The 25180-nt window shown below is 38.6% G+C and carries 24 protein-coding genes and 1 pseudogene; 16 read left to right on the forward strand and 9 right to left on the reverse strand.

Annotated elements, in window-relative coordinates; genetic code table 11:
* Entirely contained in the window at window positions 1-816 is an 816-nt protein-coding gene (gene aroE, locus AACL23_RS00700) for a shikimate dehydrogenase (protein WP_171967536.1), read from the forward strand.
* 77 nt (window positions 817-893) lie between these two features.
* Here aroE and AACL23_RS00705 read toward each other — a convergent pair whose 3' ends face one another.
* Together AACL23_RS00705 and AACL23_RS00710 are read right to left on the reverse strand one after the other, a co-directional pair.
* Window positions 894-1283: a DUF4354 family protein gene (locus tag AACL23_RS00705; protein WP_100096666.1), complete on the reverse strand. Its 390-nt coding sequence runs from the start codon at window positions 1281-1283 to the stop codon at window positions 894-896.
* A gap of 346 nt (window positions 1284-1629) precedes the next feature.
* Entirely contained in the window at window positions 1630-2337 is a 708-nt protein-coding gene (locus AACL23_RS00710) for a M15 family metallopeptidase (protein WP_100096665.1), read from the reverse strand.
* A gap of 477 nt (window positions 2338-2814) precedes the next feature.
* Between AACL23_RS00710 and ndk the strand changes: the two genes are divergently transcribed.
* The 9 genes from ndk to der all read left to right on the forward strand — a co-directional run bounded on the left by ndk (window position 2815) and on the right by der (window position 11912).
* Window positions 2815-3240, forward strand: coding sequence for a nucleoside-diphosphate kinase (gene ndk, locus AACL23_RS00715; protein ID WP_015873297.1), 426 nt, complete (start codon window positions 2815-2817; stop codon window positions 3238-3240).
* Window positions 3241-3302: 62 nt separating this feature from the next.
* Window positions 3303-4472, forward strand: coding sequence for a bifunctional tRNA (adenosine(37)-C2)-methyltransferase TrmG/ribosomal RNA large subunit methyltransferase RlmN (locus AACL23_RS00720; protein ID WP_339049488.1), 1170 nt, complete (start codon window positions 3303-3305; stop codon window positions 4470-4472).
* A gap of 106 nt (window positions 4473-4578) precedes the next feature.
* Window positions 4579-5325, forward strand: a complete 747-nt coding sequence (pilW, locus tag AACL23_RS00725) for a type IV pilus biogenesis/stability protein PilW (RefSeq protein ID WP_015873300.1) — start codon at window positions 4579-4581, stop codon at window positions 5323-5325.
* Complete coding sequence (locus tag AACL23_RS10160) at window positions 5315-5530, forward strand: helix-turn-helix domain-containing protein (RefSeq protein ID WP_048901553.1); 216 nt, start codon at window positions 5315-5317, stop codon at window positions 5528-5530. Before pilW ends, AACL23_RS10160 begins: the two co-directional genes overlap by 11 nt.
* Before the next feature lie 465 nt (window positions 5531-5995).
* A complete protein-coding gene (gene ispG, locus AACL23_RS00730; protein WP_015873301.1) occupies window positions 5996-7108 on the forward strand; it encodes a flavodoxin-dependent (E)-4-hydroxy-3-methylbut-2-enyl-diphosphate synthase in 1113 nt (370 codons plus the stop codon).
* Window positions 7109-7139: 31 nt separating this feature from the next.
* Window positions 7140-8420, forward strand: a complete 1281-nt coding sequence (gene hisS, locus AACL23_RS00735) for a histidine--tRNA ligase (RefSeq protein WP_157791476.1) — start codon at window positions 7140-7142, stop codon at window positions 8418-8420.
* Between the two features lie 23 nt (window positions 8421-8443).
* The gene (locus AACL23_RS00740; protein ID WP_015873303.1) at window positions 8444-9067 is read left to right on the forward strand and encodes a YfgM family protein; all 624 of its coding nucleotides are present in this window, start codon (window positions 8444-8446) and stop codon (window positions 9065-9067) included.
* Window positions 9068-9078: 11 nt separating this feature from the next.
* Complete coding sequence (gene bamB / locus AACL23_RS00745) at window positions 9079-10266, forward strand: outer membrane protein assembly factor BamB (protein ID WP_100096662.1); 1188 nt, start codon at window positions 9079-9081, stop codon at window positions 10264-10266.
* A 155-nt stretch (window positions 10267-10421) separates the two neighbouring features.
* A complete protein-coding gene (gene der, locus AACL23_RS00750) occupies window positions 10422-11912 on the forward strand; it encodes a ribosome biogenesis GTPase Der (RefSeq protein ID WP_100097132.1) in 1491 nt (496 codons plus the stop codon).
* A gap of 522 nt (window positions 11913-12434) precedes the next feature.
* Here the strand turns inward: der and AACL23_RS10165 are convergent.
* The 5 genes and pseudogenes from AACL23_RS10165 to AACL23_RS00770 form a co-directional block, all read right to left on the reverse strand.
* Entirely contained in the window at window positions 12435-12590 is a 156-nt protein-coding gene (locus tag AACL23_RS10165; RefSeq protein WP_086934980.1) for an IS3 family transposase, read from the reverse strand.
* Between the two features lie 36 nt (window positions 12591-12626).
* Window positions 12627-12800, reverse strand: coding sequence for a hypothetical protein (locus AACL23_RS00755; RefSeq protein ID WP_171967431.1), 174 nt, complete (start codon window positions 12798-12800; stop codon window positions 12627-12629).
* Between the two features lie 39 nt (window positions 12801-12839).
* On the reverse strand, window positions 12840-13037 hold the full coding sequence (locus AACL23_RS00760) for a hypothetical protein (protein WP_048901554.1): 198 nt from the start codon (window positions 13035-13037) through the stop codon (window positions 12840-12842).
* 228 nt (window positions 13038-13265) lie between these two features.
* Entirely contained in the window at window positions 13266-13406 is a 141-nt protein-coding gene (locus tag AACL23_RS00765; protein WP_158530971.1) for a hypothetical protein, read from the reverse strand.
* Between the two features lie 198 nt (window positions 13407-13604).
* Window positions 13605-13718, reverse strand: a pseudogene (locus AACL23_RS00770) (transposase family protein); the annotation flags it as partial.
* Between the two features lie 237 nt (window positions 13719-13955).
* Between AACL23_RS00770 and glnS the strand changes: the two are divergent.
* The 6 genes from glnS (at window position 13956) to ligA (ending at window position 22566) form a co-directional block, all read left to right on the forward strand.
* Window positions 13956-15614 (forward strand): glutamine--tRNA ligase, encoded by a 1659-nt coding sequence (gene glnS / locus AACL23_RS00775; RefSeq protein ID WP_100096660.1) that lies wholly within the window; start codon window positions 13956-13958, stop codon window positions 15612-15614.
* Window positions 15615-15681: 67 nt separating this feature from the next.
* Window positions 15682-17319 carry a CTP synthase gene (locus AACL23_RS00780; protein WP_339049497.1) on the forward strand — a complete coding sequence of 546 codons (1638 nt, stop codon included), beginning with the start codon at window positions 15682-15684 and terminating at the stop codon, window positions 17317-17319.
* Between the two features lie 75 nt (window positions 17320-17394).
* Complete coding sequence (eno, locus tag AACL23_RS00785) at window positions 17395-18696, forward strand: phosphopyruvate hydratase (protein WP_100096658.1); 1302 nt, start codon at window positions 17395-17397, stop codon at window positions 18694-18696.
* 121 nt (window positions 18697-18817) lie between these two features.
* Entirely contained in the window at window positions 18818-19510 is a 693-nt protein-coding gene (gene queC / locus AACL23_RS00790) for a 7-cyano-7-deazaguanine synthase QueC (protein WP_174888306.1), read from the forward strand.
* A gap of 117 nt (window positions 19511-19627) precedes the next feature.
* Window positions 19628-20461 (forward strand): cell division protein ZipA, encoded by an 834-nt coding sequence (zipA, locus tag AACL23_RS00795; protein ID WP_171967429.1) that lies wholly within the window; start codon window positions 19628-19630, stop codon window positions 20459-20461.
* Window positions 20458-22566, forward strand: a complete 2109-nt coding sequence (gene ligA / locus AACL23_RS00800; RefSeq protein ID WP_339049503.1) for an NAD-dependent DNA ligase LigA — start codon at window positions 20458-20460, stop codon at window positions 22564-22566. Before zipA ends, ligA begins: the two co-directional genes overlap by 4 nt.
* Window positions 22567-22642: 76 nt before the next feature.
* Here ligA and AACL23_RS10170 read toward each other — a convergent pair whose 3' ends face one another.
* Both AACL23_RS10170 and AACL23_RS00805 read right to left on the reverse strand, forming a co-directional pair.
* Entirely contained in the window at window positions 22643-23731 is a 1089-nt protein-coding gene (locus AACL23_RS10170) for an acyltransferase family protein (protein WP_100096654.1), read from the reverse strand.
* Between the two features lie 157 nt (window positions 23732-23888).
* Window positions 23889-24908, reverse strand: coding sequence for a substrate-binding domain-containing protein (locus AACL23_RS00805; protein ID WP_174889083.1), 1020 nt, complete (start codon window positions 24906-24908; stop codon window positions 23889-23891).
* Window positions 24909-25180 lie beyond the last annotated feature (272 nt).

The raw sequence follows: 25180 nt of genomic DNA on the forward strand, positions 1-25180 counted from the left end.
ATTGTCGAAAGCTATGCGGTTTTTGGTCACCCTATTGAACACAGCCTGTCTCCCCAAATTCATCAAAGCTTCGCAGAGCAAACCGGCATTCATCATCCTTACTGCAAAATAAAAGTGCCTCACGAAGACTTTGAATCCATCGTCAGTGATTTCTTCACCCAAGGTGGGCTCGGTGCGAATATTACAACGCCTTTTAAAGAACGAGCGTACCGGCTTTGCGATCAACACACAGAACACGCAAAATGCACGGGAGTTGTCAATACATTAAAGCTTTTAGATAATAATCAATTATTGGGCGATAACACAGATGGGATCGGTTTATTAACTGATTTAAAAAGATTAAATCTGTTGATGCCTGGGGATCGTATTTTATTAATTGGAGCTGGAGGGGCAGCACAGGGCGTCATCCCTTCATTATTGAAAGAGGCTTGCGAGCTCGTTATCACCAATCGTACCTTGAGTCGCGCTCAAAAATTGGGACGGTTATTTCAGCACCTTGATAAAATAGAGGTATCAGAGATAGGCGCCCTCGAAGGCAGCTCTTTTGATTTGATCATCAATGCCACCACATCTGGTCTGTTTGGTGAAGTACCTGATTTACCAGCCTGTCTCTTTTTCAACAACAGTCGTTGTTACGATATGTTTTATTCCGCTCAGGCATCTGAAACGATTTTTATTGATTGGATAAAACAAAAAGGAGTGATGCACTATGCTGATGGGCTGGGTATGTTGGTGGCTCAAGCGGCGTATTCTTTTTATCTTTGGCATGGTGTGATGCCAGAAATCAAGCCAGTGCTTTCTTATTTCACTGTTTGATAGATTATTTGAATACGGTCAGTTTAGTATATTATTTTTACTTGATTTTGACCCCAAGCACGACAAAACCACTGCGATTAAACTTTTTTATCACACTCTTTGACAAGCCTTACTATATTTGCGCCATAAACTGAAGCGTCATCCGATACAAACATGGCAATTCCTTTCACTAATTCTCCTTTTTTTAACTTATTTGGAATTAATTTTTCATCTACTGTATCAAGTTTAAATTCTTTTCCATTCGAATCGAAGGCTTTTAAGCATGAAGTTGATAGTTCTATATCTTGTTGACTATTATTTCTTAAAGCAATATCAAATGTTTTTGTATAAGTCTGCTGTCTACCTATAGAAAGAGCTCCTTTTGATTTTTCGGTAGAAAAAACGATGATTTTATCTACAGTTTTTGCCGCCGCTGTCAAACAGCATCCAGCTAATAAAATTGACGCGATAAAAATTTTTTTTCTCATTTATGGTACATTTATATGATTTGTAGAATAATTTTTTTGAATCATCATTTTTGATAAAAATACGTTTTGTTATTTTAAATGATTATAGGAAAAAATTTCGGTTTTGCAACTTGAGCGGTTTTTTCCTTCAACTTCAATCTATTGATCAAAAAAGTATTTTTCAGTTATAAAAAAAAAGGGTGAAACTTAAAGAGGCAGTAAGGGCGAATATATTTCTGTTTAAATATTGATACATTTGTATCATCAGAGAGCAAACAATAATCCAAGTTATTTTATTTTTTATTAAAAATATTTTGTATTTCTCATTCTCAGATATGTTTTTTATTATATTATAAATATTTTTTATTTACTGACGAACTTCGTTTATACAAATGGTACGTTTTGACGCATAGTCTTTTTGAATATGTTTTGATATACAATCATTATAATGATTAACATACTGATTAAACATTTGACGAGCAGAGTCAGGCGATTGATTGATGAGTTTATGAATAAAATTGTAACTTCCTACTTCAAAGTGTTGATAGTCAATAGGAGTATCCCAATCACCACCCCATATGATGAAACCGTGGCGAGCAAAAACATCGATCACATTTTCTGCCATGCCTGCTCGTTGCTTTTTATTTGGACGATTGTTATTTCTGTTTACAAAAAATTTGCTACTGCTGGGCGGAAGTATGTTAGCACTACCCTCCTCGGGATATGATATATAAGGATTTTGCAATGGGTTGATATCAATGGCGACGCCATAGGCGTGTTTCGACCAGGAGGCTCCACCTGTCATTGAACGCCCATTAAAATCGGATGTGTTGTTATCAACCATAGATGCTTCATCATTACCTTGATAATGTTCTATAACCACAGCCTTATGGATGGGAAAACGTTGTTTGAATAATTCAGAAAAAATTCCTTCGACTTGTTCTGCAACAGAATCAAGAACAACAATATTGCCAGTTTTTATCACCCCGTTAAAGTTGACGTGTCTAAAATTGACACGACGTAGACGATCACAGCTCACAGGATTAGAACTCGTAATCGTACCCCTAGTTTGCATATTGGCACATTCCTTAGCTGATAAGATACTGACGCTGGCATTCGCATTAGTACATGATAAAAAAATCATTACAGTCAATATAAGTGTTCCAGTACTGAAGTACATTTTTAAACTCCAATTTTTCTATAAATTGATATGAAATAAACGATAATGTATTCAATATGTTTATTCATGATAAAAATAATTCAATTTTATCATATTGCCCTACAAGCAGTTAATCCAACGCAACCAAAAAATCGCAATAATTAAACGCTGAACACTCCGATGCTGGGATTTAACTCCTGTGATGACTTTAATCGGTATTATTTTGACTCAAAATTGAGGCTTTAAATTAAAAAAAAGAGATCTAGATCTCAAAATTAAAAACTTAAGTTCGATTCACTTTGATAAAAGAAGGTTTTCATTTTAACCTATGCTAATCTTTTTGAATTATCTTTATGTGATATAAAAAATCAGCTCAATCATCAGGAATTTTCTATGGCAGTAGAACGTACTTTTTCTATCATCAAGCCGAAAGCGGTTACTAAAAATGTAATCGGCGCAATTTATACCCGTTTTGAAACAGCGAAATTGAAAATAATTTCAGCAAAAATGCTACTTCTAACGATAGAGCAAGCAGAAGGTTTTTACGTAGAGCACAAGAATCGCGATTTTTTTACGAATTTAATTCAATCAATAACATCAGGCCCAGTTATGATCCAAGTTCTTGAAGGCGAAAATGCAGTCAAACGAAATCGTGAAATCATGGGTGAAACCGATCCTAAAAAAGCCTTAGCAGGAACCCTTCGTGCAGATTTTGGAGACAGCCTGACAGACAATGCACTTCATGGCTCAGATTCCCTTGCATCTGCTGAACGTGAGATTGCTTATTTTTTTAAATTTGACGAAATTTTTTCCAGATAAAATCATTTATTTAAAAGATAAACATTCTGTGATCTATTTTTTAAAAAAGGCGCTCATTTTTTATGTCTCAATTAAAACCGTATTCTGTTTCGTTATCAGATATTCCTGTCAGCATAATCCCATCTGAAAGCGCACTGCAGACTATCAAACCGACTAACAAAAAAATCAACTTGCTGGATTTTAATCGACAAAAACTACGGGATTTTTTTGTCAAAATAGGTGAAAAACCTTTTCGGGCTGATCAAATCATGAAGTGGATATATCATTATTGTTATGATGATTTTTCTTTGATGACAGATATCAACAAACAGTTACGTGATAAATTACAAAAAATAGCAGAAATTCGTGCGCCAGAGGTCGCGAAAGAACAAAGTTCTTCTGATGGCACCATTAAATGGGCAATAAAAGTGGGAGATCAACAGGTCGAAACCGTTTACATACCCGAATCAGACCGTGCAACCCTCTGTGTTTCTTCACAGGTCGGCTGTGCACTTGAATGTCGATTTTGTTCTACCGCTCAACAAGGCTTTAACCGAAACCTGAGCGTCTCCGAAATTATTGGCCAGGTTTGGCGTGCTGCTAAAATCATCGGTTCTTTAAAATCAAAAGGTCAACGCCCCATCACTAATGTTGTGATGATGGGTATGGGAGAGCCCTTACTGAACATCAATAATGTTGTGCCAGCCATGGCTATTATGATGGACGACTTTGGTTTTGGCTTATCTAAACGGCGAGTCACATTGTCCACCTCTGGTGTTGTGCCTGCTTTAGATAAATTAGGTGATATGATAGACGTTGCACTAGCGATTTCTCTTCATGCCCCGACGGATCATATCCGCAACGAACTGGTTCCCATTAATCGTAAATATAATATTGAAACCTTGTTAGCAGCGGTTCGCCGTTACTTGACAAAATCTAATGCCAATCAAGGCAGAGTGACGATTGAATACGTCATGCTTAATCATGTGAATGACAGTTTAGAACAAGCTCATCAGTTAGCTGATTGTTTAAAAAATACTCCCTGCAAAATTAATTTAATTCCTTGGAATCCTTTTCCTGGTGCTGACTATGGACGTAGCTCCAATAGTCGGATAGATCGTTTTGCAAAGGTATTAATGCAATATGATTTCACGACGATTATACGTAAAACCCGAGGGAATGATATTGATGCTGCTTGTGGTCAATTAGCAGGAGATGTGATTGATCGCACCAAACGTACATTAAAAAAATAATAGATGGTGAATCCATATATTATTGAGTATTAAAATGTTTTAAGTATTCCCCTCACACCGTAAAATTTTTTTAAAAAATCAATACGAAAAAGGTCAAGACTAAAATATGACCCTTCATATATTTTGGAAAATTTTTTTGATCAGCTCTTTTTTAATGGGTTGTACACATATATCAGATAAATCACGCGAACAAGCAGCACGGCAAACACGTTTACAGTTGGGCTTAGAATATTTAAAACAAGGTGATTACAAAGCGGCGCGACAAAATTTTGAAAAAGCACTGCTTGAGAATGAAGAGGATTATCGAGCTCAGTTAGGTATGGCTCTCTACGAACAAAACGTGGGAGAAAATAAAGCCGCCCATCAACGTTATCAAAAAATTCTGAAATTAGCACCGTTAAATGCTACGGTGATGAATCATTACGGTACTTTTTTATGTAAACAAGGAGATTATGCTTCTGCACAGGAACAGTTTAGTGCCGCAGTACTTTCAACAGATTATATTGAAATTGCAGACAACTTAGAAAATGCAGGGTACTGTTTTTTTGAAGCTAAGCAATATAAATTTGCTCAAATGCTGATAAGCAGAGCCTTAAAATATGATGCAGAAAAAGGCAGATTTCTCATAGAAAAAGCAAAAAAACAATTTGAATTTAAAAAATACGACCACGCTCAATTTTTGTTAAATGTGCATCAAAGTGTTTTACCTGTTTGTGCTGAAGTTCTATTGTTACAAATTTATTTATCCTATAAATTTGGAGATGAGGACAGCGTACAAAATATCGGCAAACAATTAGCGAGAGATTTCTCACACTCAAAAGAGTATAAAGATTATTTAGCCCATGAAGACTAGATGTATTGAACATAAAATTGCAATAGAAACAATTGGAGCTCGCCTAAAAAAAGCTCGCGAAGCATCAAAATTAACACAACAAACGGTAGCGGATCGTTTATGCCTAAGATTGTCTACCATTCAAAAAATTGAAGAAAACAATCTTACGCCCAGTTTTTTTCTGCTTTTGAGCTCGGTTATATTCGTTCTTATGCAAAATTATTGAATCTACCAGGAGAAGCATTATTATCAAAACTCAATGAAGAAATTTAGGTAATAAAAACATCTAATAAACTTTATTTTTATCTAATAAAAAGAGCAAAGAATGGCATAGATGTCTAATTCTATCTACTTGGTTTATTTTATTCACAATTTTTTGATTAACTGGTGCTTGGTGGTGTCAAAATAATAAAATTCAAAAAACAGAAATTAACAGCATGAATATCGAATCATCAGTAAAATTGTTGACACAAGACTCATTAATAAAAAAAACGACTCAACATCACCGATGACTGAAGTTCAACTACCTCATGCCTCTATTTTGGTTTGGTTCAAAAAAACAACCTGTCTGTCGCCGACAGTAATAATAAAAAGTCAATTGATCCTAAATTACTACTTAGTACACTCTAATATTCAAGTAAATGGCAACATTGGGCGCAATTTTTGACTTACAGGCGTTTAAGGGAATATCATGTATAACTTATCCTCCATCATTAGACGCAAATCGACCCGCATTTATGTAGGGAAAGTTCCTATTGGAGAGAATGCACCGATCAGCGTTCAATCCATGACCAATACAAAAACCACAGATGTGGCTGCGACGGTAGCTCAAATTAAAGCATTGCAATCTGTTGGTGCAGATATTGTAAGGGTTTCTGTACCCACTATGGAGGCTGCGGAAGCGTTTAACCAGATCAAACAACAAGCTTCTGTTCCATTAGTTGCTGATATTCATTTTGACTATCGTATTGCTCTAAAAGTAGCAGAGTATGGTGTAGATTGCTTACGCATTAATCCTGGTAATATTGGTAGTGAACTTCGTATTCGCGATGTTGTTGCCAGTGCACGTCATCACGGGATTCCAATCCGAATCGGTATTAACGGCGGTTCATTAGAAAAAGACATTCAAGAGAAATACAAAGAACCGACACCAGAGGCACTATTAGAATCGGCAATGCGCCAAGTCTCGTTTTTAGAACGCCTCAATTTTGATCAATTTAAAATCAGTGTAAAAGCATCAGATGTTTTTTTAGCTATCCATTCATACCGCCTTTTAGCAACTCGTATCGATCAACCCTTACATTTAGGCATAACAGAAGCGGGGGGGGCTCGTAGTGGCTCTATAAAATCCGCGATAGGTTTAGGAATCCTTCTCTCTGAAGGAATAGGAGATACTTTGCGCATTTCTTTGGCCGCCGATCCAACAGAAGAAATCAAAGCCGGCTTTGATATCTTGAAATCTTTGCGTATCAGGTCTCGAGGTATTAACTTTATTGCGTGCCCAACCTGTTCGCGTCAGGAATTTGATGTTATTGGTACCGTTAATGCGCTTGAAAAACGTCTAGAAGATATCGTCACTCCTATGGATGTTTCTATTATTGGTTGTGTTGTTAATGGCCCAGGTGAGGCGTTAGTGTCTACTTTAGGCGTCACTGGAGCACGTAACAAAAGTGGCTTTTTCGAAGAGGGTGAACGTAAAGGTCGACTTGATAATCAACAAATCATTGATCAACTCGAAGCCAAAATTCGTGCCAAAGCAGCCTTATTAGATAAAAAAAATCGGATTCAAATAAATCAACTTTGATCTTTTCGGAAGTAATGAAAATATGACAGATGTGATGAAAAAGTTACAGGCCATTCGCGGAATGAATGATTGTCTGCCTCCAGATTCCGAATTATGGGAGCAAATTGAAAATACTTTGAAAAATATACTTGCAACCCACTGTTATAACGAAATTCGCATCCCAATCATAGAAACTACAACATTGTTTAAACGAGCGATTGGTGAAGTCACTGATGTAGTAGAAAAAGAGATGTATACCTTTGATGACCGCAATAGTGAAAGTGTAACCTTGCGTCCCGAAGGGACAGCAGGCTGCGTTCGTGCCGGTGTTGAGCATGGTCTTTTTCACAATAAGGAACAACGTTTTTGGTATATTGGCCCCATGTTTCGTTACGAAAGACCACAAAAAGGCCGTTACCGTCAGTTCCATCAATTAGGTGTAGAAGTATTTGGTTTGTATGGGCCAGATATTGATGCAGAACTTATTTTAATGACCGCCCGATTCTGGAAGAAGCTAGGCATTTTAAATTATGTTCAATTGGAATTAAATTCAATTGGTTCGATAGAAGAGCGTGCAAGGTATCGTGAATCTTTGTTGAAATTTTTAGAAAAAAATAAAGCTCAATTGACTGAAGAAGCAATTCATCGAATGCACAAAAATTCATTACGGCTATTAGATTCGAAAGATCAGGTTGTTCAAAAAATACTCGCAGATGCCCCCCTATTGTCCGAATATCTCAATGATGAATCGAAACAGCATTTTTTAACACTCTGTCAATTTTTGAATGAATCGGGCATCTCTTATCGTGTGAATCCATACTTGGTAAGAGGGTTAGATTACTACAACAAAACGGTATTTGAATGGGTGACCAATCATTTAGGATCTCAAGGAGCTATTTGTGCAGGGGGGCGCTATGATGGTCTGGTCGAACAATTAGGAGGAAAAGATTCAACCCCAGCAGTAGGTTTTGCTATTGGGCTTGAGCGGTTAGTTTTGTTGGTTAAAAAGGTGAACCCTGATTTTTACCTTTCTCCAAAATTGGATGTTTATTTCGTTTCTGAAAACAATACTTCTCGAGCTAAGGCAATAAAATTAGCAGAAAAAATTCGTGACAGTTTGCCTCAACTAAAATTAAAGCTGCACTACGGTAAGCAAAAAATATCTAAACAATTATCTTCGGCTAACAAATGCAGCGCGACTTTTGCCTTAATATTAGGTGAGAACGAAATAGCAAAACAAAAAATTGTGATCAAAAACCTTCTTACAGGAGAACAGAATTTATTAATGCAAGAAGATCTTATCTTATTTCTTAATAAAATTTTCATTGAATAAATTTTAACTACAAGGGATGCATTTTGAACAGATCTTCAACTCAAAGTATTGAAACTGAAGCTTTTCGAATTTTTTTACGTAAAAACCGGAAAGCACTTGCACTGGGCCTATTAATAGGCGTACTAGCGCTTTTCGCTTGGCGTTATTGGCAAAACTATCAAAGCAGCTTCGTGTCAATTTCTTCTTCCTCTTATCAAGATATCAGTCAGCTTTTTCTCAATGATAAAGACATAAGTGAGCCAAACATCTCAAAGGCTGAAAAATTTATTCAAAAAAATTACAATAATTATTCGGGATTTATCGCGTTGCAATTAGCGAAAAAATTCGTTGAAAATCAGGCTTTTGATAAAGCGGAGCAACAACTGATATCGGCATTGCTCAATACAAAAGATAACAATCTGCTTTCGTTAATTTATCTACGTTTAGCTCGAGTACAATTACAGTTAAAGCAATTCGATAAAGCTTTAAAAAGCTTAGATAATATATACTCTGATTTTTGGCTAGGCATGGCTGAGAATATACGAGGAGATATTTTATTAGAAAAAAATGATATAGCAGGCGCACGAGCGGCGTACAAAAAAAGTATAGAGTCATCTATTGCTTCATCACAATTATTACGTCTTAAATTGAATAATTTATCCGATTAAAGGAAGTTTTCATGCAATTTTATAAAATATTTTGGTTAGGAATGTTCTGTCTTTTTTTACTTAATGGCTGTGCATTTTTTAATAGCGAAAAAGATGTGGTCACTCTATCACCTTTACCAGAAGTCAAAAATCAATTTACCTTAAATCCACTGTGGAGTACATCCGTTGGTCGAGGGATAGGAAAATACTATTCTCATCTACGTCCTGTCGGAAACGATACATCCTTATTTGTTGCGGACCGTAATGGATGGGTTAAATCGCTAAAACTTGATACAGGCAAGGTGATTTGGCAAACAAATTTATCTCAAAAAACAGGTTTTATCTCTACTAAAAATGATTCTGCCATGTTATCCGGAGGATTAACGGTCGATGGCGATCTTGTCTATGTTGGAAGTGAACACGCTATCCTTTTTGCGCTCAATGTTTCTGATGGCAGAGTTGTTTGGAAAACCCAAGTTGCAGGTGAAGTATTGTCTCGTCCTATTATCAGTAGTGATTTAATATTAATTCATACTGGTAACGGAATAATTCAAGCAATAAATAAAATAAATGGAAGCATTGATTGGACCTTGAATTTAGACATACCAACACTCTCATTACGAGGTGAATCAGCTCCTGCTATCTCATCGGACACCGCTGTTTTTGGTGGTGACAACGGTCGTGTCAGTGCTGTTACGATGGATCAAGGGCAGCTTATTTGGCAACAGGTGATTTCTGAAGTGAGAGGCTCAACAGAAATTGAGCGTCTTAATGACGTTGATATGAGACCTCTCATAGTAAATGGTATTGTTTATGCGGCCGCCTATAATGGTAATTTCGTTGCACTGCAACTAAATTCAGGAGAAATTTTGTGGAAACGTAACTTGGGATCAGTAAGTGATTTTGCAATACATGCAGGTTATATCTATCTTGTAGATCAAAATGATCGACTCCTCGCGTTAAAATCTGATACTGGTATTCCAGTTTGGAAACAAAGCGATTTATTGCATCGTGGTTTAACGGCCCCACTGATTTATAATGGCTACTTAGTCGTAGGAGATTCCGAAGGATATTTACACTGGTTGAATACCGAAGACGGACGTTTTGTCACACAACAAAAAGTCAATCGTTCTGGATTTTTAAGTGCTCCTATAGAAATATCGGGTAGACTGATTATCCAAGCCAGAGATGGTACTGTTTATTCATTTGTACAAAAATAAATTCTAGTATCTAATAAAATAAACGACCGATTAGAGATCAGCAAACAGGAAAAATAGCGGGTACATTATTTTAAAATAACTGATCCCTCAAATTTTTACGCCACTTGGCAAGATTTGACAAAGAATTTAAATGAAAATAAGTCGTGAGAATGACAATGATACCTATTATTGCGTTAATTGGACGCCCAAATGTAGGTAAATCTACCTTTTTTAACAGATTAACCCAGACAGCTAATGCATTAGTGGCCGATTTCCCAGGATTAACCAGAGATCGCCAATACGGCCACGCTGAAATTGAAAACCATAAATTTATTATTATTGATACAGGGGGTATAAATGGAATTGAAGGAATAGAAAATATTCAAAAACACATGACACATCAGTCTTTTTTAGCGATTGAAGAAGCAGACGTTGTGCTCTTTATACTGGATGCCCGTGCTGGTCTGCTGCCAGCAGATTTAGAAATAGCTAAACATTTACGTAAACGCAAAAAAGCCACTTTTTTGGTGGCTAATAAAATCGATGGCATGAACTCTGACACTGCATTGACTGATTTTTATTCATTAGCTTTAGGTAAAGTTTATGGTATTGCAGCTTCTCATGGTCGTGGTGTCGCACAACTGATGAGTTCAGTTATCACGCCTTTTGTACCCGAAAAGCCCATTATTGAGCTCAGTGAAGAGGAACTCAATTCCTCTTATTGGGAAAAGCAAAAAACTGAGGTTGATAAAACAGATTTTTTAGAGAGCAAAAAATTTCTTTGTAATCCTGAGAGTTTACCTATTAAACTGGCGATTGTGGGCCGTCCCAATGTGGGTAAATCTACACTCGTTAACCATATTTTGGCTCAAGATCGTATGTTGGTTTATGACATACCAGGCACCACTCGAGACAGTATTTATATTCCCTTAATCCGTAATAACAGAGAATATATTTTTATTGATACTGCCGGTGTCCGTAAATCCTCAAAAATAAAGGAAAAAGTTGAAAGATTTTCCGTCATAAAAACCCTCAAAGCAATTGAAGATGCCAATGTTGTGTTGTTAGTCATTGATGCAAATGAAGGGGTTTCTGATCAGGATTTGTCTTTGCTGAGTTTTATTTTAAACAGCGGGCGTTCATTAGTGATTACCGTCAATAAATGGGATGCTATTTCTTCAGAAAAGCGAAAGCAAATAAAAAACAGTTTAGATTTACGTTTAGGGTTTATGGATTTTGCACGAACGCATTTTATTTCTGCTTTGCATGGTAGCGGTGTTGAAAATTTATTTAAATCCATTAAAGAAGCTTATGACTGTTCTACAAAACGGATCAACACTTCTTTACTCACACGTATTATGCAATTGGCAAAAGAAGAACATGAACCTCCTCTTGTCCGTGGTCGACGTGTCAAGCTTAAATATGCTCATTCTGGCGGCTATAATCCACTGATTGTCGTGATCCATGGAAATCAAGTAACCGCAATTAATGATTCTTATAAACGTTATCTTATGAACTATTTTCGTCGTTCATTAAAAATAATAGGAGCTCCGATCCGGATCCAATTCAAAGAATCGGAGAACCCTTTTGCAAGTAAACGCAATACTTTAACGCCCAATCAAGTCCGTAAACGCAAACGACTGATAACGCATTTAAAAAAAAGATAAATTAATTAACCTGAGTTTTGGATAAGCGAGTCAATTTTCACTTTAAATGATATGGCTAAACGATTTAATTTTTGATTAAGATATAAAGAATTAATCCGAATCAGTTTACTATGAGTTATTCACTGGATTTTCGTAAAAAAATTCTCCGTATTCGAGAGCAAGAAGGACTGAGCATCAGAGAAACCGCCAACCGTTTTCACAGTGTGCCCTAAAACCATTTGGCGAGCGTTGAAAATATAGAGTCTGACCTATAAAAAAACTCTGCCTCACCCCAAGGCAGACTAAGAGGCGGTGCCTGTTCCAGGAGAAAATAGGCGGCTATCAAAAGCAGGGAAAATCTCTGGTTTATCTCAATGAAAGCGGCTTTGCCGACGAGATGCCCTGCCTCTACGGGTATGCCCAAAAGGTCAGCGCTGCTGCTTTGACACAGATTGGCAGGCTAAAGGGCCTCACTGTCTAACTTGATTGACGCTTTTTATTGGGGTTTACCCTTGTAATGGTCAAGTAAAACCGGACACATTTTTAAGACACATTGATTAATGGTATTCGCTCAAACTGCATGGGTGAAAGATATCCCAGTACACTGTGGGGACGTTTACTATTGTAATAAGCCAAATAATCCAACACACTCAACTTGGCATCAAGATGATCTTTCAGCTTCGTAGTGCAAATATTCATATTTCAGACTGCGGAAGAAGCGCTCTGTAAGGGGCATTATCCCAGCACTGGCCTTTTCCACTGTGGCTTGCCCGCATACCCCCATGACCGACAGATGTTGCCTGTATTCGCTACTGGTGTACTGACTGCCTCTATCTGAGTGGTGAATGAGCCCCCTATCGGGCTTTCTACGCCAATACGCCATTTCGCTACACAGAGCTCAGTCCGCATATGCCTTGCCAGGGCCCAGCCTGCTATCTGGCGTGAATATCAATCCATGACGATAGCGAGATACTGCCAACCCTGACAGGTACGGATGCAGGTGATATCGGTTGGCCACACTTGATTGCGTGGATTCACGGTCAATTGCCGGTCCAGCAGATTCGGGGCAATCTGCTGGTGATGCTGACTGTCTGTTTTCACCCGGTAACGCTTCGGATAACGGGCGATTAATGATAACGAAGCCATTCAACGACGCGTTTTAAAGCGACCGACCTGAAAGCCGGCCTGATTGAATTTCAGTTTCAATCTGCGTGAACCCAGTGTTGGTTTATGTTCACTCAATATCCTGACCGCCGTCCGCTCCAGCGCCCTCATGGCCGGAGACGTTACCTAAAGCACTGCGACTGACTTTCATCACACAACATAACAAGCGCACCGGACAGGTCTTCTTTTGCTCACGAATAAACAGAAATCTTATCCGTTTTCTTTCGCAAGGAAGACCGCCGCTTTTTTTAAAATTTCACGCTCTGCCAAGCCAGGATTTGCCTGTTCAGCGCCTGTCGCCCCTTTTTCAGCACTGACCCAGCGTCTGATAGCACTTAATGAAACCCCCAAACTGTCTGCCGCTTGTCGACAGGGATATTTTTTCTATGACTCACTTTGCCGCGTCTCGTTTAAACTCCAGACTGTATTTCGACCGCTTCACTTTATTGTCCATTTTTTCCTCCTGGAGACATTTTACTAGCAGTCTTTTGAAGTGTCCGGAAATATGGATAAGCGATTTAATTTTGATTAATTTATATATTCTGAAAACAAGGTATCCTCAACCCAGAGGATCAGCTGGTATATATAATTCTCACTGACCCCATAAATTTTACTAATATGGAAATAGGTCCGATATTCGCGTAAATATTCTAATAACATTACTATAGAGTTATTAACAAAGTTATTTAAAGATTTTAAGACAAGCGATATCGAAGAAAGAAAAGAAGGCGACATCGAGTTTATCGAAGTGTAAAGCGAGCCTTTTGTTTTCTTTTATCTTGCCAAAGAAACATTCAATAGCACTGCAGGTTTGATATCTTTCTTTATTCAACGCAGTGGCGGCCTTCAATAAAAAAGCTTAAAATATTTGTTTTTTTGGGGAATAACAGGAATACAGTCATGAACGAGGCCAGCGAACGTCCGAATCACTTTATTCGTCATATCATTGAAGAGGATCTCGCTCAAGGTAAGCATTCATTCATCAGAACCCGCTTTCCACCTGAACCGAATGGTTATCTCCATATTGGTCATGCCAAATCCATTTGTTTGAATTTTGGTCTGGCACAAGATTATCAAGGTGAATGTCATTTACGTTTTGACGATACCAATCCAGAAAAAGAAGAGCAGGAATATATTGAATCTATCAAACGTGATGTGCAGTGGTTAGGGTTTGCATGGAGCGGCGCGGTGCGATATTCCTCAGATTATTTTGAGTCCTTATACGGATATGCGATTGAGTTGATTCAAAAAGGATTGGCTTATGTCGATGAGTTAAATGCCGAACAAATGCGTGAATACCGTGGCACTTTAACAGCGCCTGGCAAAAACAGCCCTTTTCGTGACCGCACCGTTGAAGACAATCTAGAGTTATTTAAAAAAATGCAAGCAGGCGGTTTTGCAGAAGGCGCTGCTTGTCTGCGTGCAAAAATTGATATGGCTTCTCCCTTTATGATCATGCGTGATCCTGTTTTGTATCGTATTAAATTTGCTGAGCACCACCAACTAGGTGATCAATGGTGTATCTATCCGATGTATGATTTTACGCACTGTATTTCTGATGCATTAGAGGGGATTACCCATTCGCTCTGTACGTTAGAATTTCAGGATAACAGGCGTTTATACGATTGGGTTCTGGAGAATATCAGTATCGATTGTCATCCGAGGCAATATGAATTTTCTCGTTTGAATCTTGAACATACCCTGATGTCCAAACGAAAACTTCATCTCTTGGTCAAAGAAAAAAAAGTGACCGGTTGGGATGACCCCCGTATGCCGACCCTCTCAGGGTTAAGACGAAGAGGCTATACACCCGCTTCTATCCGTGAGTTTTGTCACCGTATTGGTGTCACTAAACAGGATAATCAGGTCGAAATGAGTGCTTTAGAAGCTTGTATTCGTGAAGATCTGAATCAAAATGCGCCGCGCGCTTTGGCGGTATTAGATCCTGTTCAATTAATCATTGATAATCGTTCTGATGAAAAAGAGTGGCTAACGGTGCCTAATCACCCGAATAACCCTGGTATGGGGCATCGCCAGATGCCTTTTAATCGTGGGCTTTATATTGACCGAGCCGATTTCCGCGAAGAAGCCAATAAAAAATATAAGCGTTTGGTGTTGGGCAAAGAAGTTCGGCTGCGTCATGCCTATGTCGTTAAAGCAAAGTATGTTGAAAAAAATGCTCAAGGCATGATTACGGCAATTCACTGTGAGTATGATCCTGAGACGCTCAATAAAGATCCCTCAGATGGCCGTAAAATAAGAGGGGTGATTCATTGGGTTTCTGCCGATGACGCTGTTCCTGCTGAAATTCGCTTATACCATCATTTATTGACGGCGTCGCATGCAGACACCTGTCTCTTTTTAGAGGCCTTCAACCCTGAATCATTATTCATACGTCAAGGCTTTGTGGAACCAAGTCTAGTCAACACGCAAGAAGGCAAAACGTATCAATTTGAGCGCGAGGGCTATTTTTGTACCGATAAAGATTCTTCTGAAAAGCGTTTGGTATTTAATCGTACCGTGAGTTTGCGGGGCGAAAGCGCTTTGTATGATCTTTAAATGCATTGAAAACGGGATGAACAGATTTTTGAATCTCATCTATTAAAATTTTACCCTTTAGGTTCATATGATAACGAATTATATTTTTGTCACCGGAGGGGTGGTTTCTTCTCTGGGTAAGGGGATAACTGCTGCTTCTTTGGCCGCCATACTAGAAGCCCGATCTCTGAAAGTCACCATCATGAAACTTGATCCCTATATCAATTTAGATCCCGGCACCATCAGCCCAAAACAACATGGCGAAGTTTTTGTCACTGAAGATGGCGCAGAGACCGATCTAGACCTGGGTCACTATGAGCGTTTTATTCGCACTAAAATGACACGGCATAATAATTTTACAACAGGGGCAATTTACTCTGAAGTGCTTCAAAAAGAGCGCAGGGGGGATTATTTAGGCTCGACCGTTCAGGTGATCCCTCACATCACGAATGCCATCAAAGAACGTATTGTGATGGCAGCGCAAGGCTATGACGTCGCTTTGGTAGAAATTGGAGGCACAGTAGGTGATATTGAGTCTTTACCCTTTTTGGAAGCCATTCGTCAAATGGTGACAGATGTGGGTCGCAGTCATGCTCTTTATATTCACTTGACTTTATTGCCTTATCTCACCACTGCCGGTGAAGTCAAAACCAAGCCAACACAGCATTCAGTCAAGGAATTGCTTTCTATTGGGATCCAGCCGGATGTATTAATTTGTCGCTCAGATCATGAAGTACCCGATCATGAACGCTCAAAAATTGCGTTATTTTGTAATGTAGAAGAAAAAGCGGTGATTTCTCTCAAAGATGTGGATTCTATCTATAAAATTCCAAAAATATTACAGTCGCAAGGGCTTGATCAATATATTTGCGATAAATTTAACTTAAAGTGCCCCAAAGCCAATTTGGGGCACTGGGAGCAAGTGTTATACGAAGAATGTCATTGTGAAGGAACTGTGAGCATAGGTATGGTAGGGAAATATATAGAATTGCCTGATGCCTATAAATCAGTGATTGAAGCCTTAAAACATGCAGGTTTAAAAAATCGGGTCAAAGTTAATATTCAGTTGATAGATGCACAAGAGATCCTAACAGTTGGGATTGAAAAATTGGCAGGCTTGAATGCTATTCTCATTCCTGGAGGATTTGGACATCGGGGAATTGAAGGCATGATTGTCGCTGCTCAATATGCACGGGAAAATCGCATTCCTTATTTGGGGATCTGCCTGGGTATGCAAGTTGCTTTGATAGAATTTGCTCGTCATGTTGCGGGAATGGAAAAAGCCAATTCGACTGAATTTGACCCTGATGCCCGTTATCCTGTGATTGGATTGATTACGGAATGGCAAAACGAAGATGGTGAAATCGCTGTTCGTTCAGAAAAAAGTAATCTGGGGGGCACCATGAGGGTGGGGGCGCAAAAATGTCACCTGGTCAAAGGGAGCTTGACACATCAACTCTATGAAAAGCCCATTATTATAGAGCGGCACCGTCATCGTTATGAAGTCAATAACATGATATTACCCATCATAGAAGCGGCGGGGCTGAGTGTATCAGGTCGTTCCATGGATAAAAAACTCGTTGAAATTATTGAATTACCGCATCATCCCTGGTTTGTTGCGTGTCAATTTCACCCTGAATTTACTTCAACGCCTCGTGATGGTCATCCATTATTTATTGGTTTTGTGAAATCCGCTTTAGCACATCATCAAGATTCACTAAAATAAACATACTGTCGAAAAAATTTGCCTAAAAGGCGATTTTTTCCAAATTATATTGAATACCTACTTAAGGAAAATACGATGTCTAAAATTGCAAAAATACTCGCCCGAGAAATCATTGATTCTCGTGGTAATCCCACAGTAGAAGTAGAAGCCCATTTAGAGGGGGGATTTATCGGTTTGGCCGCTGCGCCATCAGGGGCCTCCACCGGTTCACGTGAAGCGTTAGAATTGCGCGATGGTGACCCTGCCCGATTTTTAGGGAAGGGCGTTCTGAAGGCAGTTAAGGCCGTGAATGGTTCTATCGCACAGGCGCTTTTAGGTAAAGATGCGAAAGATCAGCAACATATTGATCAATTGATGATTGATTTAGACGGGACTGAAAATAAATCTCATTTTGGGGCTAATGCCATTTTGGCCGTTTCTTTAGCGGTTGCAAAAGCAGGTGCTGCTTCTAAGGGAATGCCTTTGTATGAGCATATTGCTGAGCTTCATGGCACGCCTGGTCAATTTTCCATGCCATTACCGATGATGAATATCATTAACGGTGGTGAACACGCTGACAACAACATTGATATTCAAGAATTTATGATCCAGCCTGTCGGGGCGAAGAGCTTTAAAGAAGCGGTTCGAATGGGATCTGAAGTTTTTCATCATCTGGCCAAAGTACTTAAGTCTAAAAATCTGAGTACTGCAGTGGGTGACGAAGGCGGATATGCGCCAAATCTCGAATCCAATGCAGCGGCTCTAGAAACGATGAAAGAAGCCGTAGAAAAAGCGGGGTATGTTTTAGGTAAAGACATCACTTTTGCGATGGATTGTGCGGCCTCTGAATTTTACAATAAAGAAACAAATCGTTATGAATTGAAAGGAGAAGGAAAGACCTTTACATCAGAAGAATTTACGCATTTTTTGGAAAATCTGACCCAAAAATATCCTATTATTTCGATTGAAGATGGGTTAGACGAATCAGATTGGGAAGGATTTAAATATCAAACTCAAGTATTAGGCGATAAAATTCAATTGGTTGGAGATGATTTATTTGTCACCAATACTCAAATTCTCAAAGAAGGCATTCAAAAAAAGATCGCCAATTCAATTTTAATTAAATTTAATCAAATAGGCTCTCTGACTGAAACATTAGCCGCGATTAAAATGGCGCAAGAAGCAGGTTACACTGCGATTATTTCTCACCGTTCTGGTGAAACAGAAGACGCCACCATTGCTGATTTAGCGGTGGGCACCTCTGCAGGCCAGATTAAAACAGGTTCTATGAGTCGTTCTGATCGTGTTGCTAAATACAATCAATTGATACGGATTGAAGAAGCATTGGGTGAACGTGCCCTTTTTAACGGTTTAAAAGAAGTGAAAGGCCAAAGCTAAGAGATAATCTCCTTGACAGAACGCTTTGCTGCCAAGGAGGTCTTAAATTGCCAGGTCCTGGTCTGTTTTGCAAAAGCTTTAACTGAGCTAAAAAATCCAAAATATGAGAAAAAATAATCCTATCAAACGCGCAGTTCTGGTTTTCAGTGGGGGGCAGGATTCTACGACCTGCCTGATCCAGGCTTTACATCAATATGATGAAGTCCATTGTATTACTTTCGATTATGGGCAGCGCCATCGATCTGAAATCGCGATAGCACAAGCGCTGGCAAAAAAACTTCAAGCCACCTCATACAAAATATTAGATCTTCAACTTCTTAACGAGCTCACGGTGAGCAGTTTGACGAGGGAAAATATACCTCTTCCAAAAAAGCAAAACAGCGAAGGCTCGCTGCCTAATACTTTTGTACCTGGTAGAAATATTGTATTCCTGACTTTTTCGGCGATTTATGCTTATCAATTAGACGCAGATGTGGTCATTACAGGTGTCTGCGAAACTGATTTTTCCGGGTATCCTGATTGCAGGGATGAGTTTGTCAAATCGCTCAATCATGCAGTGACATTGGGGATGCAAAAAAATATCACTTTTGTCACCCCTTTAATGTGGCTGAATAAAGCGGAAACTTGGGCTTTGGCCGATTATTATCAACAAATGCCACTGATTCGAAATAAAACACTGACTTGTTACAATGGTATTCAAGGCGATGGATGTGGCGAATGTCTCTCGTGCGAATTGCGTTTAAAAGGTCTAAAATATTATTTGGCTCATAAAGAAGAAGTTACCGAAAATTTGAAGCTCAAAAGCCAACTTTGATAGTTGTTTTTCTGATCCAACAAAATCAGGAATTTAACGTTTCACCGATCAATTCGACAAAAAAATATAGAATTGAATATCGATTCTTTTTTTATTAAAACGATAGAGATTTTAATCATGCAAGACTTACGTTTGATGTTATTGCTTTTTGGTGTGATTACCATCATCGTATTATTTTTACATGGTGTATGGGCGAGGCGTAAAGAACGCTCTGCCCTTTTTTATGATCAGACGACAAAAGATCAAAATCAAAAAGAAGACGATGTTCTGTTACAGATTTTGGATGAAGAAGGTGTGGGCGAAGTCAAAATTCTTAAAAAGGCACCACCAAATGTTGAAAAAAATGCTTTTGATAAGGAACATCATAAAAAAATACCATCGCAAACTAAATATCAGGCGCTTAAATTTGATAGCTCAGTTGCCTGTGTGACTGCCTCGTCTTTTTCACAGATCTCAGAGACTGAGCCTCAATTGCAAAAAAAAAGTGATGATTTATCTCATCGATCTAAAGAAACCCATCATCCATCTATTCAAAAAGAACAAAAGGTATTGGTTTTACATGTTGCTGCTCATTCATCGCGCACCTTTTCTGGAGAAACTCTTTTAAAAAGCATTTTAAATAGTCATTTTCAATTTGGCGATATGAATATTTTTCATCGCTATCTTACTCTTACAGGCGAGCGCATCACTTTATTTAGCTTGGCCAATATGGTGAACCCCGGTTTTTTTGATTTAAAAAAAATGGCTCATTTTTCAACACCAGGCATTTCAATATTTATGACATTGCCCTGCTATGGCCATGCCTCTGAAAACTTTAAATTAATGTTGCAGTCAGCACAAAAAATAGCAGATGAGCTTGGAGGCTTGGTTTTAGATGATCAACGCCAAATGATTACCCCTCAAAAATTAGAAGATTATAACGCCCTCATCCGAAGTACCTCTCATTTATGAAATCCATCCTTGAAAAAATTAACCAATTGCGTGATGTGCTAAAACATCATGAATATTTATACCATGTGAACGATGCCCCCGAGATAACAGATGCGGAATACGACGCTTTGTTGGAACAACTACGGGAATGGGAATCGCAATATCCTGAATTAATGAGCCCTGATTCTCCTACCCAAAAAGTGGGCGCATCGCCTTCAACCGCTTTTGAGCCTGTGACTCATCAAGTGCCTATGCTTTCGCTCGACAATGTATTTGATGAAAAGGGGTTTTTAGCGTTTAACAAACGTGTCTCTGAACGACTTGGAGCGCCATCCTCTGCACAAAAAGCGTCTTTGAACCCACTGGTTCGAGATTCAGATCAGAAAAACAGGAGCGAAAAAAATATTCAAGAGGCGCTGACTTTCTGCTGTGAGCTCAAACTAGATGGCTTGGCAGTGAGTCTCATCTATGAAAAAGGGGAATTAACCCAAGCGGCCACGAGAGGCAATGGTTTTCAAGGTGAAAACATCACGCATAATATTCGCACCATTCAATCAATTCCTCTTCGTTTAAAGGGTAAGGCATTACCCCAACGGATAGAAATCAGGGGCGAGGTTTATATGCCTCAAGCCGGCTTTGAAGAGTTCAACAAACAAGCTCGTGCTAATCATGGCAAAATATTTTCCAATCCTCGTAATGCGGCGGCCGGATCTTTGCGCCAGCTCGATCCTCATATCACGGCGCAACGGCCTTTAAATTTTTTCTGTTATGGCGTTGGTTTGCTTGAAGGCGGGGTCTTACCTCAGAGTCATATACAGCGTTTGATGCAATTGAAAGCTTGGGGGCTACCTGTCCATGATCGAATCACATTATGCACTGGTGCTGAGCAAGTCATGGCCTTTTATCAAGAAATAGCACAAGCACGGGCGACCTTGGGTTTTGATATCGACGGCATCGTGATCAAAGTAGATGATGTTCTATTACAAGAAAAATTAGGTTTTTTGGCGAAGGCCCCTCGTTGGGCAACGGCCTTTAAATTTCCCGCCCAAGAAAAAACCACTCAAGTTCTTGGAGTGGAATTTCAAGTCGGCCGAACTGGGGCTCTGACTCCAGTGGCTCGCCTTGAGCCAGTTGAATTGGGAGGGGCACTGGTCAGCAACGCCAGTTTGCACAATGCAGATGAAATAGCCCGTTTAGGGTTACGTATTGGGGATACCGTAGTCGTGCGTCGTGCAGGTGATGTGATCCCACAAATTGTCAACGTGATCATCGAATCCAGACCTCAAAATACGGTGGAAATCATTTTTCCTCACCATTGCCCTATTTGCAAATCAGTTGCAAAACGTATTGAAGGTGAAGCCGTGATCCGTTGCACAGGGGGATTATTTTGTCCTGCTCAGCGTAAAGAGGCATTGAAACATTTTGTTGCGCGACGCGCGCTCGATATAGAAGGTCTGGGCGATAAAATCATCCATCAGCTAGTAGACAAAAAATACGTTCAAAACCCTGCGGATTTATTTCATTTAACATCAGAGAAATTACTGTCTCTGAAGAGGATGCGAGAAAAATCAGCGCAAAATTTATTAAATTCTTTAAAAAAATCTCAAAAAACCACCTTTGCGCGTTTTTTATATGCGCTAGGAATCAGAGAAGTCGGTGAAACGACAGCCGCCAATTTGGCGTTATATTTTGGTCAACTTGATCTTTTGCGGAAGGCGGACATAGAAACATTAAAAAAAGTGCCTGATGTTGGTGAAGTTGTCGCAAAAAATCTGGTAGATTTTTTTGGAAACGAACATCATCAACAGGTTATTTCTGCACTGGAATCTGTTTTAGATTGGCCAGATCCAGAGCCGATAGAAAAACCGAACCATCCCTTTCGGGATAAAACGGTGGTTTTGACCGGTTCATTAAATGCATTTACCCGAGATGATCTTAAAGCGCATTTGATTTCTTTAGGGGCAAAAGTCAGCGGCAGTGTATCCAAAAAGACAGACTTTCTTATTGCTGGGGAAAATCCGGGCTCTAAAGCTCAAAAAGCCGAGAAATCAGGTATAAAAATAATGAATGAACCTGAGTTAATAGAGTTTTTAAAAGCGTTAAAACCCGAAGAAACTAAGGTGTAAGGTCACTGAGGATGAATAATGTTATAAATGGCATAAAAAGGAAATGCCTCTGGTTTTTCAGCAGCATTTCATAGAGTTATAGGGCACTCCTCGCCCTGAATTTATCGATAATAACTCTACCTAATTTAGAAGCATTAACTTCTATTAGAACATGAGTCAGGTAAGAAAGCAGAATTGAGAAAAATAGTAAAAACATCAACCGACTGAAGCCAAATAAGTGCATGTAGGGGGTAAAATAAGCACTGTTTGATGATATCAACGCCAAAACTATTGTGTGTGTCAAATATAATGGATAGGATATATTTCCGAGAAAATTCAGATATTTGTTTTCTTTTACCTCATTAACTTTTTCTAAAATCACGGATGAAAAAAGAATTAAAAAGCAGGGGAAACCCATACGTAGGATTCCGAGCCCGCCTATCTGTACAAAAAAAACACAGTAAAAAAATATGCACAGCGATGAATAAAACATAATGCTACAAATCGAAATCAATATTTTGTTGTTTGCTCTTGTTCTCATGAATATCTCACATGTAATCATGCCAAGGATAAACTCAATCATAAGCGGCGACGCCATGTTTTTTATAAGCCCCTGCAATCTGTTAGTCACAGTAAAGTTTAATCCGTGATTTGGGTTTAAGGTCAAGCAACCGTTGTATTTTATGTGTAAATAGGCGTATACAAAAAGCATGATTACTGAAGTTACTAACGTTCTGTAGCGATGTGAAATTTTAAGCCCAATCAAGAAGAACATATAGAAAATGAATTCATATGTTAAAGTCCAAGCAGGGTATATAGTACTATACCCGTAAAAAGGTGCGTTATCATTATAATTAATCTGTAAGAAGAACAGAGACTTGATAATTTCTATACTGACGTATGGATACACAACTGCAATATGTAAAGCTAAACAAAATAAATAGACTGGATATATTTTAAACAGTCTTTTAACCGAGAAAGAAAAAATACTCTTGTCATTTTTGGTTGAGTAAACAATGATAAAACCACTTATCATGAAGAACAGGTCAACACCAAAATAGCCGCTAGAGAATAGAATATCGCCCAGGTTTTTTGTTGAATATACGTTATTGAGCATAAACTTGTAGTGAAAAAACAAAACAAATAGCGCTGAGATACCCCTCAGATAGTGTATAGATTTAACCATATTAATTTAGTTGTCACTTCCGTTGTATTATCTTTGATTTAATCGATCACTTTAACCCCAGAAATTTTTGTACCATAGAAGCAGGTTCTCAAAACTTATCCTATACCGGCATAGTCCATTTATGTGATGCTGGTTCTAAAGTTATCATCTCTGAATTTCAATTTCTTATCCCGAACTCAGGTTTTTTTAAATAACCAGTGCTTTCTCTCACCAATAACGAACTCTCTAACAGATAAGATCCCTTTGCTATTTTATGTTCATCTAAATGAGCCAGTAAGAGTTCAGCTGCTTTTTCACCCATTTTATGACGAGGGGTTGATACCGTTGTTAACGCAGGATCAATATATTCTGACAGTTTTAGATCATCGAATCCCATAATTGAGACATCATTTGGAACTGCTATTCCTTGTTTTTTTGCCTGATAGATAGCCCCTACTGCCAAAAGATCGTTGTGGCAAAATATGGCCGTCGGAGGTTTAGGTAAAGCCATTAATTTTTTAAACGACTGAGCCCCTGCTCCATAACCGAAATCAGATTTTATAATATAATTCTTTTGCAAGGGAATGTTGCTACGATGAAGCGCCTGAATATACCCCTGTAACCGATTTTGGCAGAACAGATGACTCTCGATTCCTGAAATACAGGCAATACGTCGATGACCTAATTTATAATGCAGATAATTCGTGGCATTAAAAGAAGCAGCCAGGTTGTCAATATGCACTGTTGGCAGATTAAATTGAGAAATAAATTCATTGACCATCACTATAGGGGGTAAATATTGCCGAGATGCTTCAGTGAGGTTCAAAGGAAAATTAGAACCCAAGAACACAATACCTGCTATTTGTCTTGCAATCGTAAATGGGTTTAATCCGCCTTTATTTTGCGCGGAGTCGTTAATGAGAACTTGATAGTCTTTTTTTAGGGCTGTCTCTGTAATGCCTTTAATGATGTCATCAAAGAAAGTCTCACCGAAGTTGGGCACACACACCAAGATAGTACGGGATTCGGTTCGTTTAATATTTCGGAAAAGCGCATTCGAATAGTAACCTGCGTTGGTAACGGCCCTTTCCACTTTATCCCTGGTCGACACAGAAACTTTTTCTGGGCTCTTAAAAGCTCTGGAGACGGTTGCTGTTGATACGCCTGCTATTGCCGCTATTTTTTTCATCGTACTCATAGTCAAATTTTTCTCTAACTTTTATTCAATGAATAACTGGCAAATCGACTATGGAATATGGAATGAAGGCCTTAAGCTCATATTCTCTTTGCTCGATTTTCAGCAAATTTATTTTATGTGATTTAAAAATCAGCGATGATTAATAGAACAATTAACGCAATATTAAATATTTTTCATTATTTTATATCCCATATTTATCAAAATATGTGATTTAAATTTTCAAAAATAGCTTGTTAAACATCATTTTTATGATCTACGTCGCAAAAAAAAGA

The organism is Candidatus Williamhamiltonella endosymbiont of Tuberolachnus salignus, assembly GCF_964019775.1.
Classification (GTDB): domain Bacteria; phylum Pseudomonadota; class Gammaproteobacteria; order Enterobacterales; family Enterobacteriaceae; genus Hamiltonella; species Hamiltonella defendens.

Coding starts and splice junctions, on each gene's coding strand:
- der (WP_100097132.1), top strand. CDS start 10,422: ATGATACCTATTATTGCGTTAATTGGACGCCCAAATGTAGGTAAATCT.
- AACL23_RS00780 (WP_339049497.1), top strand. CDS start 15,682: ATGATAACGAATTATATTTTTGTCACCGGAGGGGTGGTTTCTTCTCTG.
- AACL23_RS00710 (WP_100096665.1), bottom strand. CDS start 2,337: ATGCAAACTAGGGGTACGATTACGAGTTCTAATCCTGTGAGCTGTGAT.
- AACL23_RS10170 (WP_100096654.1), bottom strand. CDS start 23,731: ATGGTTAAATCTATACACTATCTGAGGGGTATCTCAGCGCTATTTGTT.
- AACL23_RS10165 (WP_086934980.1), bottom strand. CDS start 12,590: ATGAATATTTGCACTACGAAGCTGAAAGATCATCTTGATGCCAAGTTG.
- AACL23_RS00760 (WP_048901554.1), bottom strand. CDS start 13,037: ATGGCTTCGTTATCATTAATCGCCCGTTATCCGAAGCGTTACCGGGTG.
- bamB (WP_100096662.1), top strand. CDS start 9,079: ATGCAATTTTATAAAATATTTTGGTTAGGAATGTTCTGTCTTTTTTTA.
- AACL23_RS00705 (WP_100096666.1), bottom strand. CDS start 1,283: ATGAGAAAAAAAATTTTTATCGCGTCAATTTTATTAGCTGGATGCTGT.
- eno (WP_100096658.1), top strand. CDS start 17,395: ATGTCTAAAATTGCAAAAATACTCGCCCGAGAAATCATTGATTCTCGT.
- pilW (WP_015873300.1), top strand. CDS start 4,579: ATGACCCTTCATATATTTTGGAAAATTTTTTTGATCAGCTCTTTTTTA.
- AACL23_RS00805 (WP_174889083.1), bottom strand. CDS start 24,908: ATGAGTACGATGAAAAAAATAGCGGCAATAGCAGGCGTATCAACAGCA.
- zipA (WP_171967429.1), top strand. CDS start 19,628: ATGCAAGACTTACGTTTGATGTTATTGCTTTTTGGTGTGATTACCATC.
- ligA (WP_339049503.1), top strand. CDS start 20,458: ATGAAATCCATCCTTGAAAAAATTAACCAATTGCGTGATGTGCTAAAA.
- AACL23_RS00720 (WP_339049488.1), top strand. CDS start 3,303: ATGTCTCAATTAAAACCGTATTCTGTTTCGTTATCAGATATTCCTGTC.
- ndk (WP_015873297.1), top strand. CDS start 2,815: ATGGCAGTAGAACGTACTTTTTCTATCATCAAGCCGAAAGCGGTTACT.
- ispG (WP_015873301.1), top strand. CDS start 5,996: ATGTATAACTTATCCTCCATCATTAGACGCAAATCGACCCGCATTTAT.
- AACL23_RS10160 (WP_048901553.1), top strand. CDS start 5,315: ATGAAGACTAGATGTATTGAACATAAAATTGCAATAGAAACAATTGGA.
- AACL23_RS00755 (WP_171967431.1), bottom strand. CDS start 12,800: ATGCGGACTGAGCTCTGTGTAGCGAAATGGCGTATTGGCGTAGAAAGC.
- glnS (WP_100096660.1), top strand. CDS start 13,956: ATGAACGAGGCCAGCGAACGTCCGAATCACTTTATTCGTCATATCATT.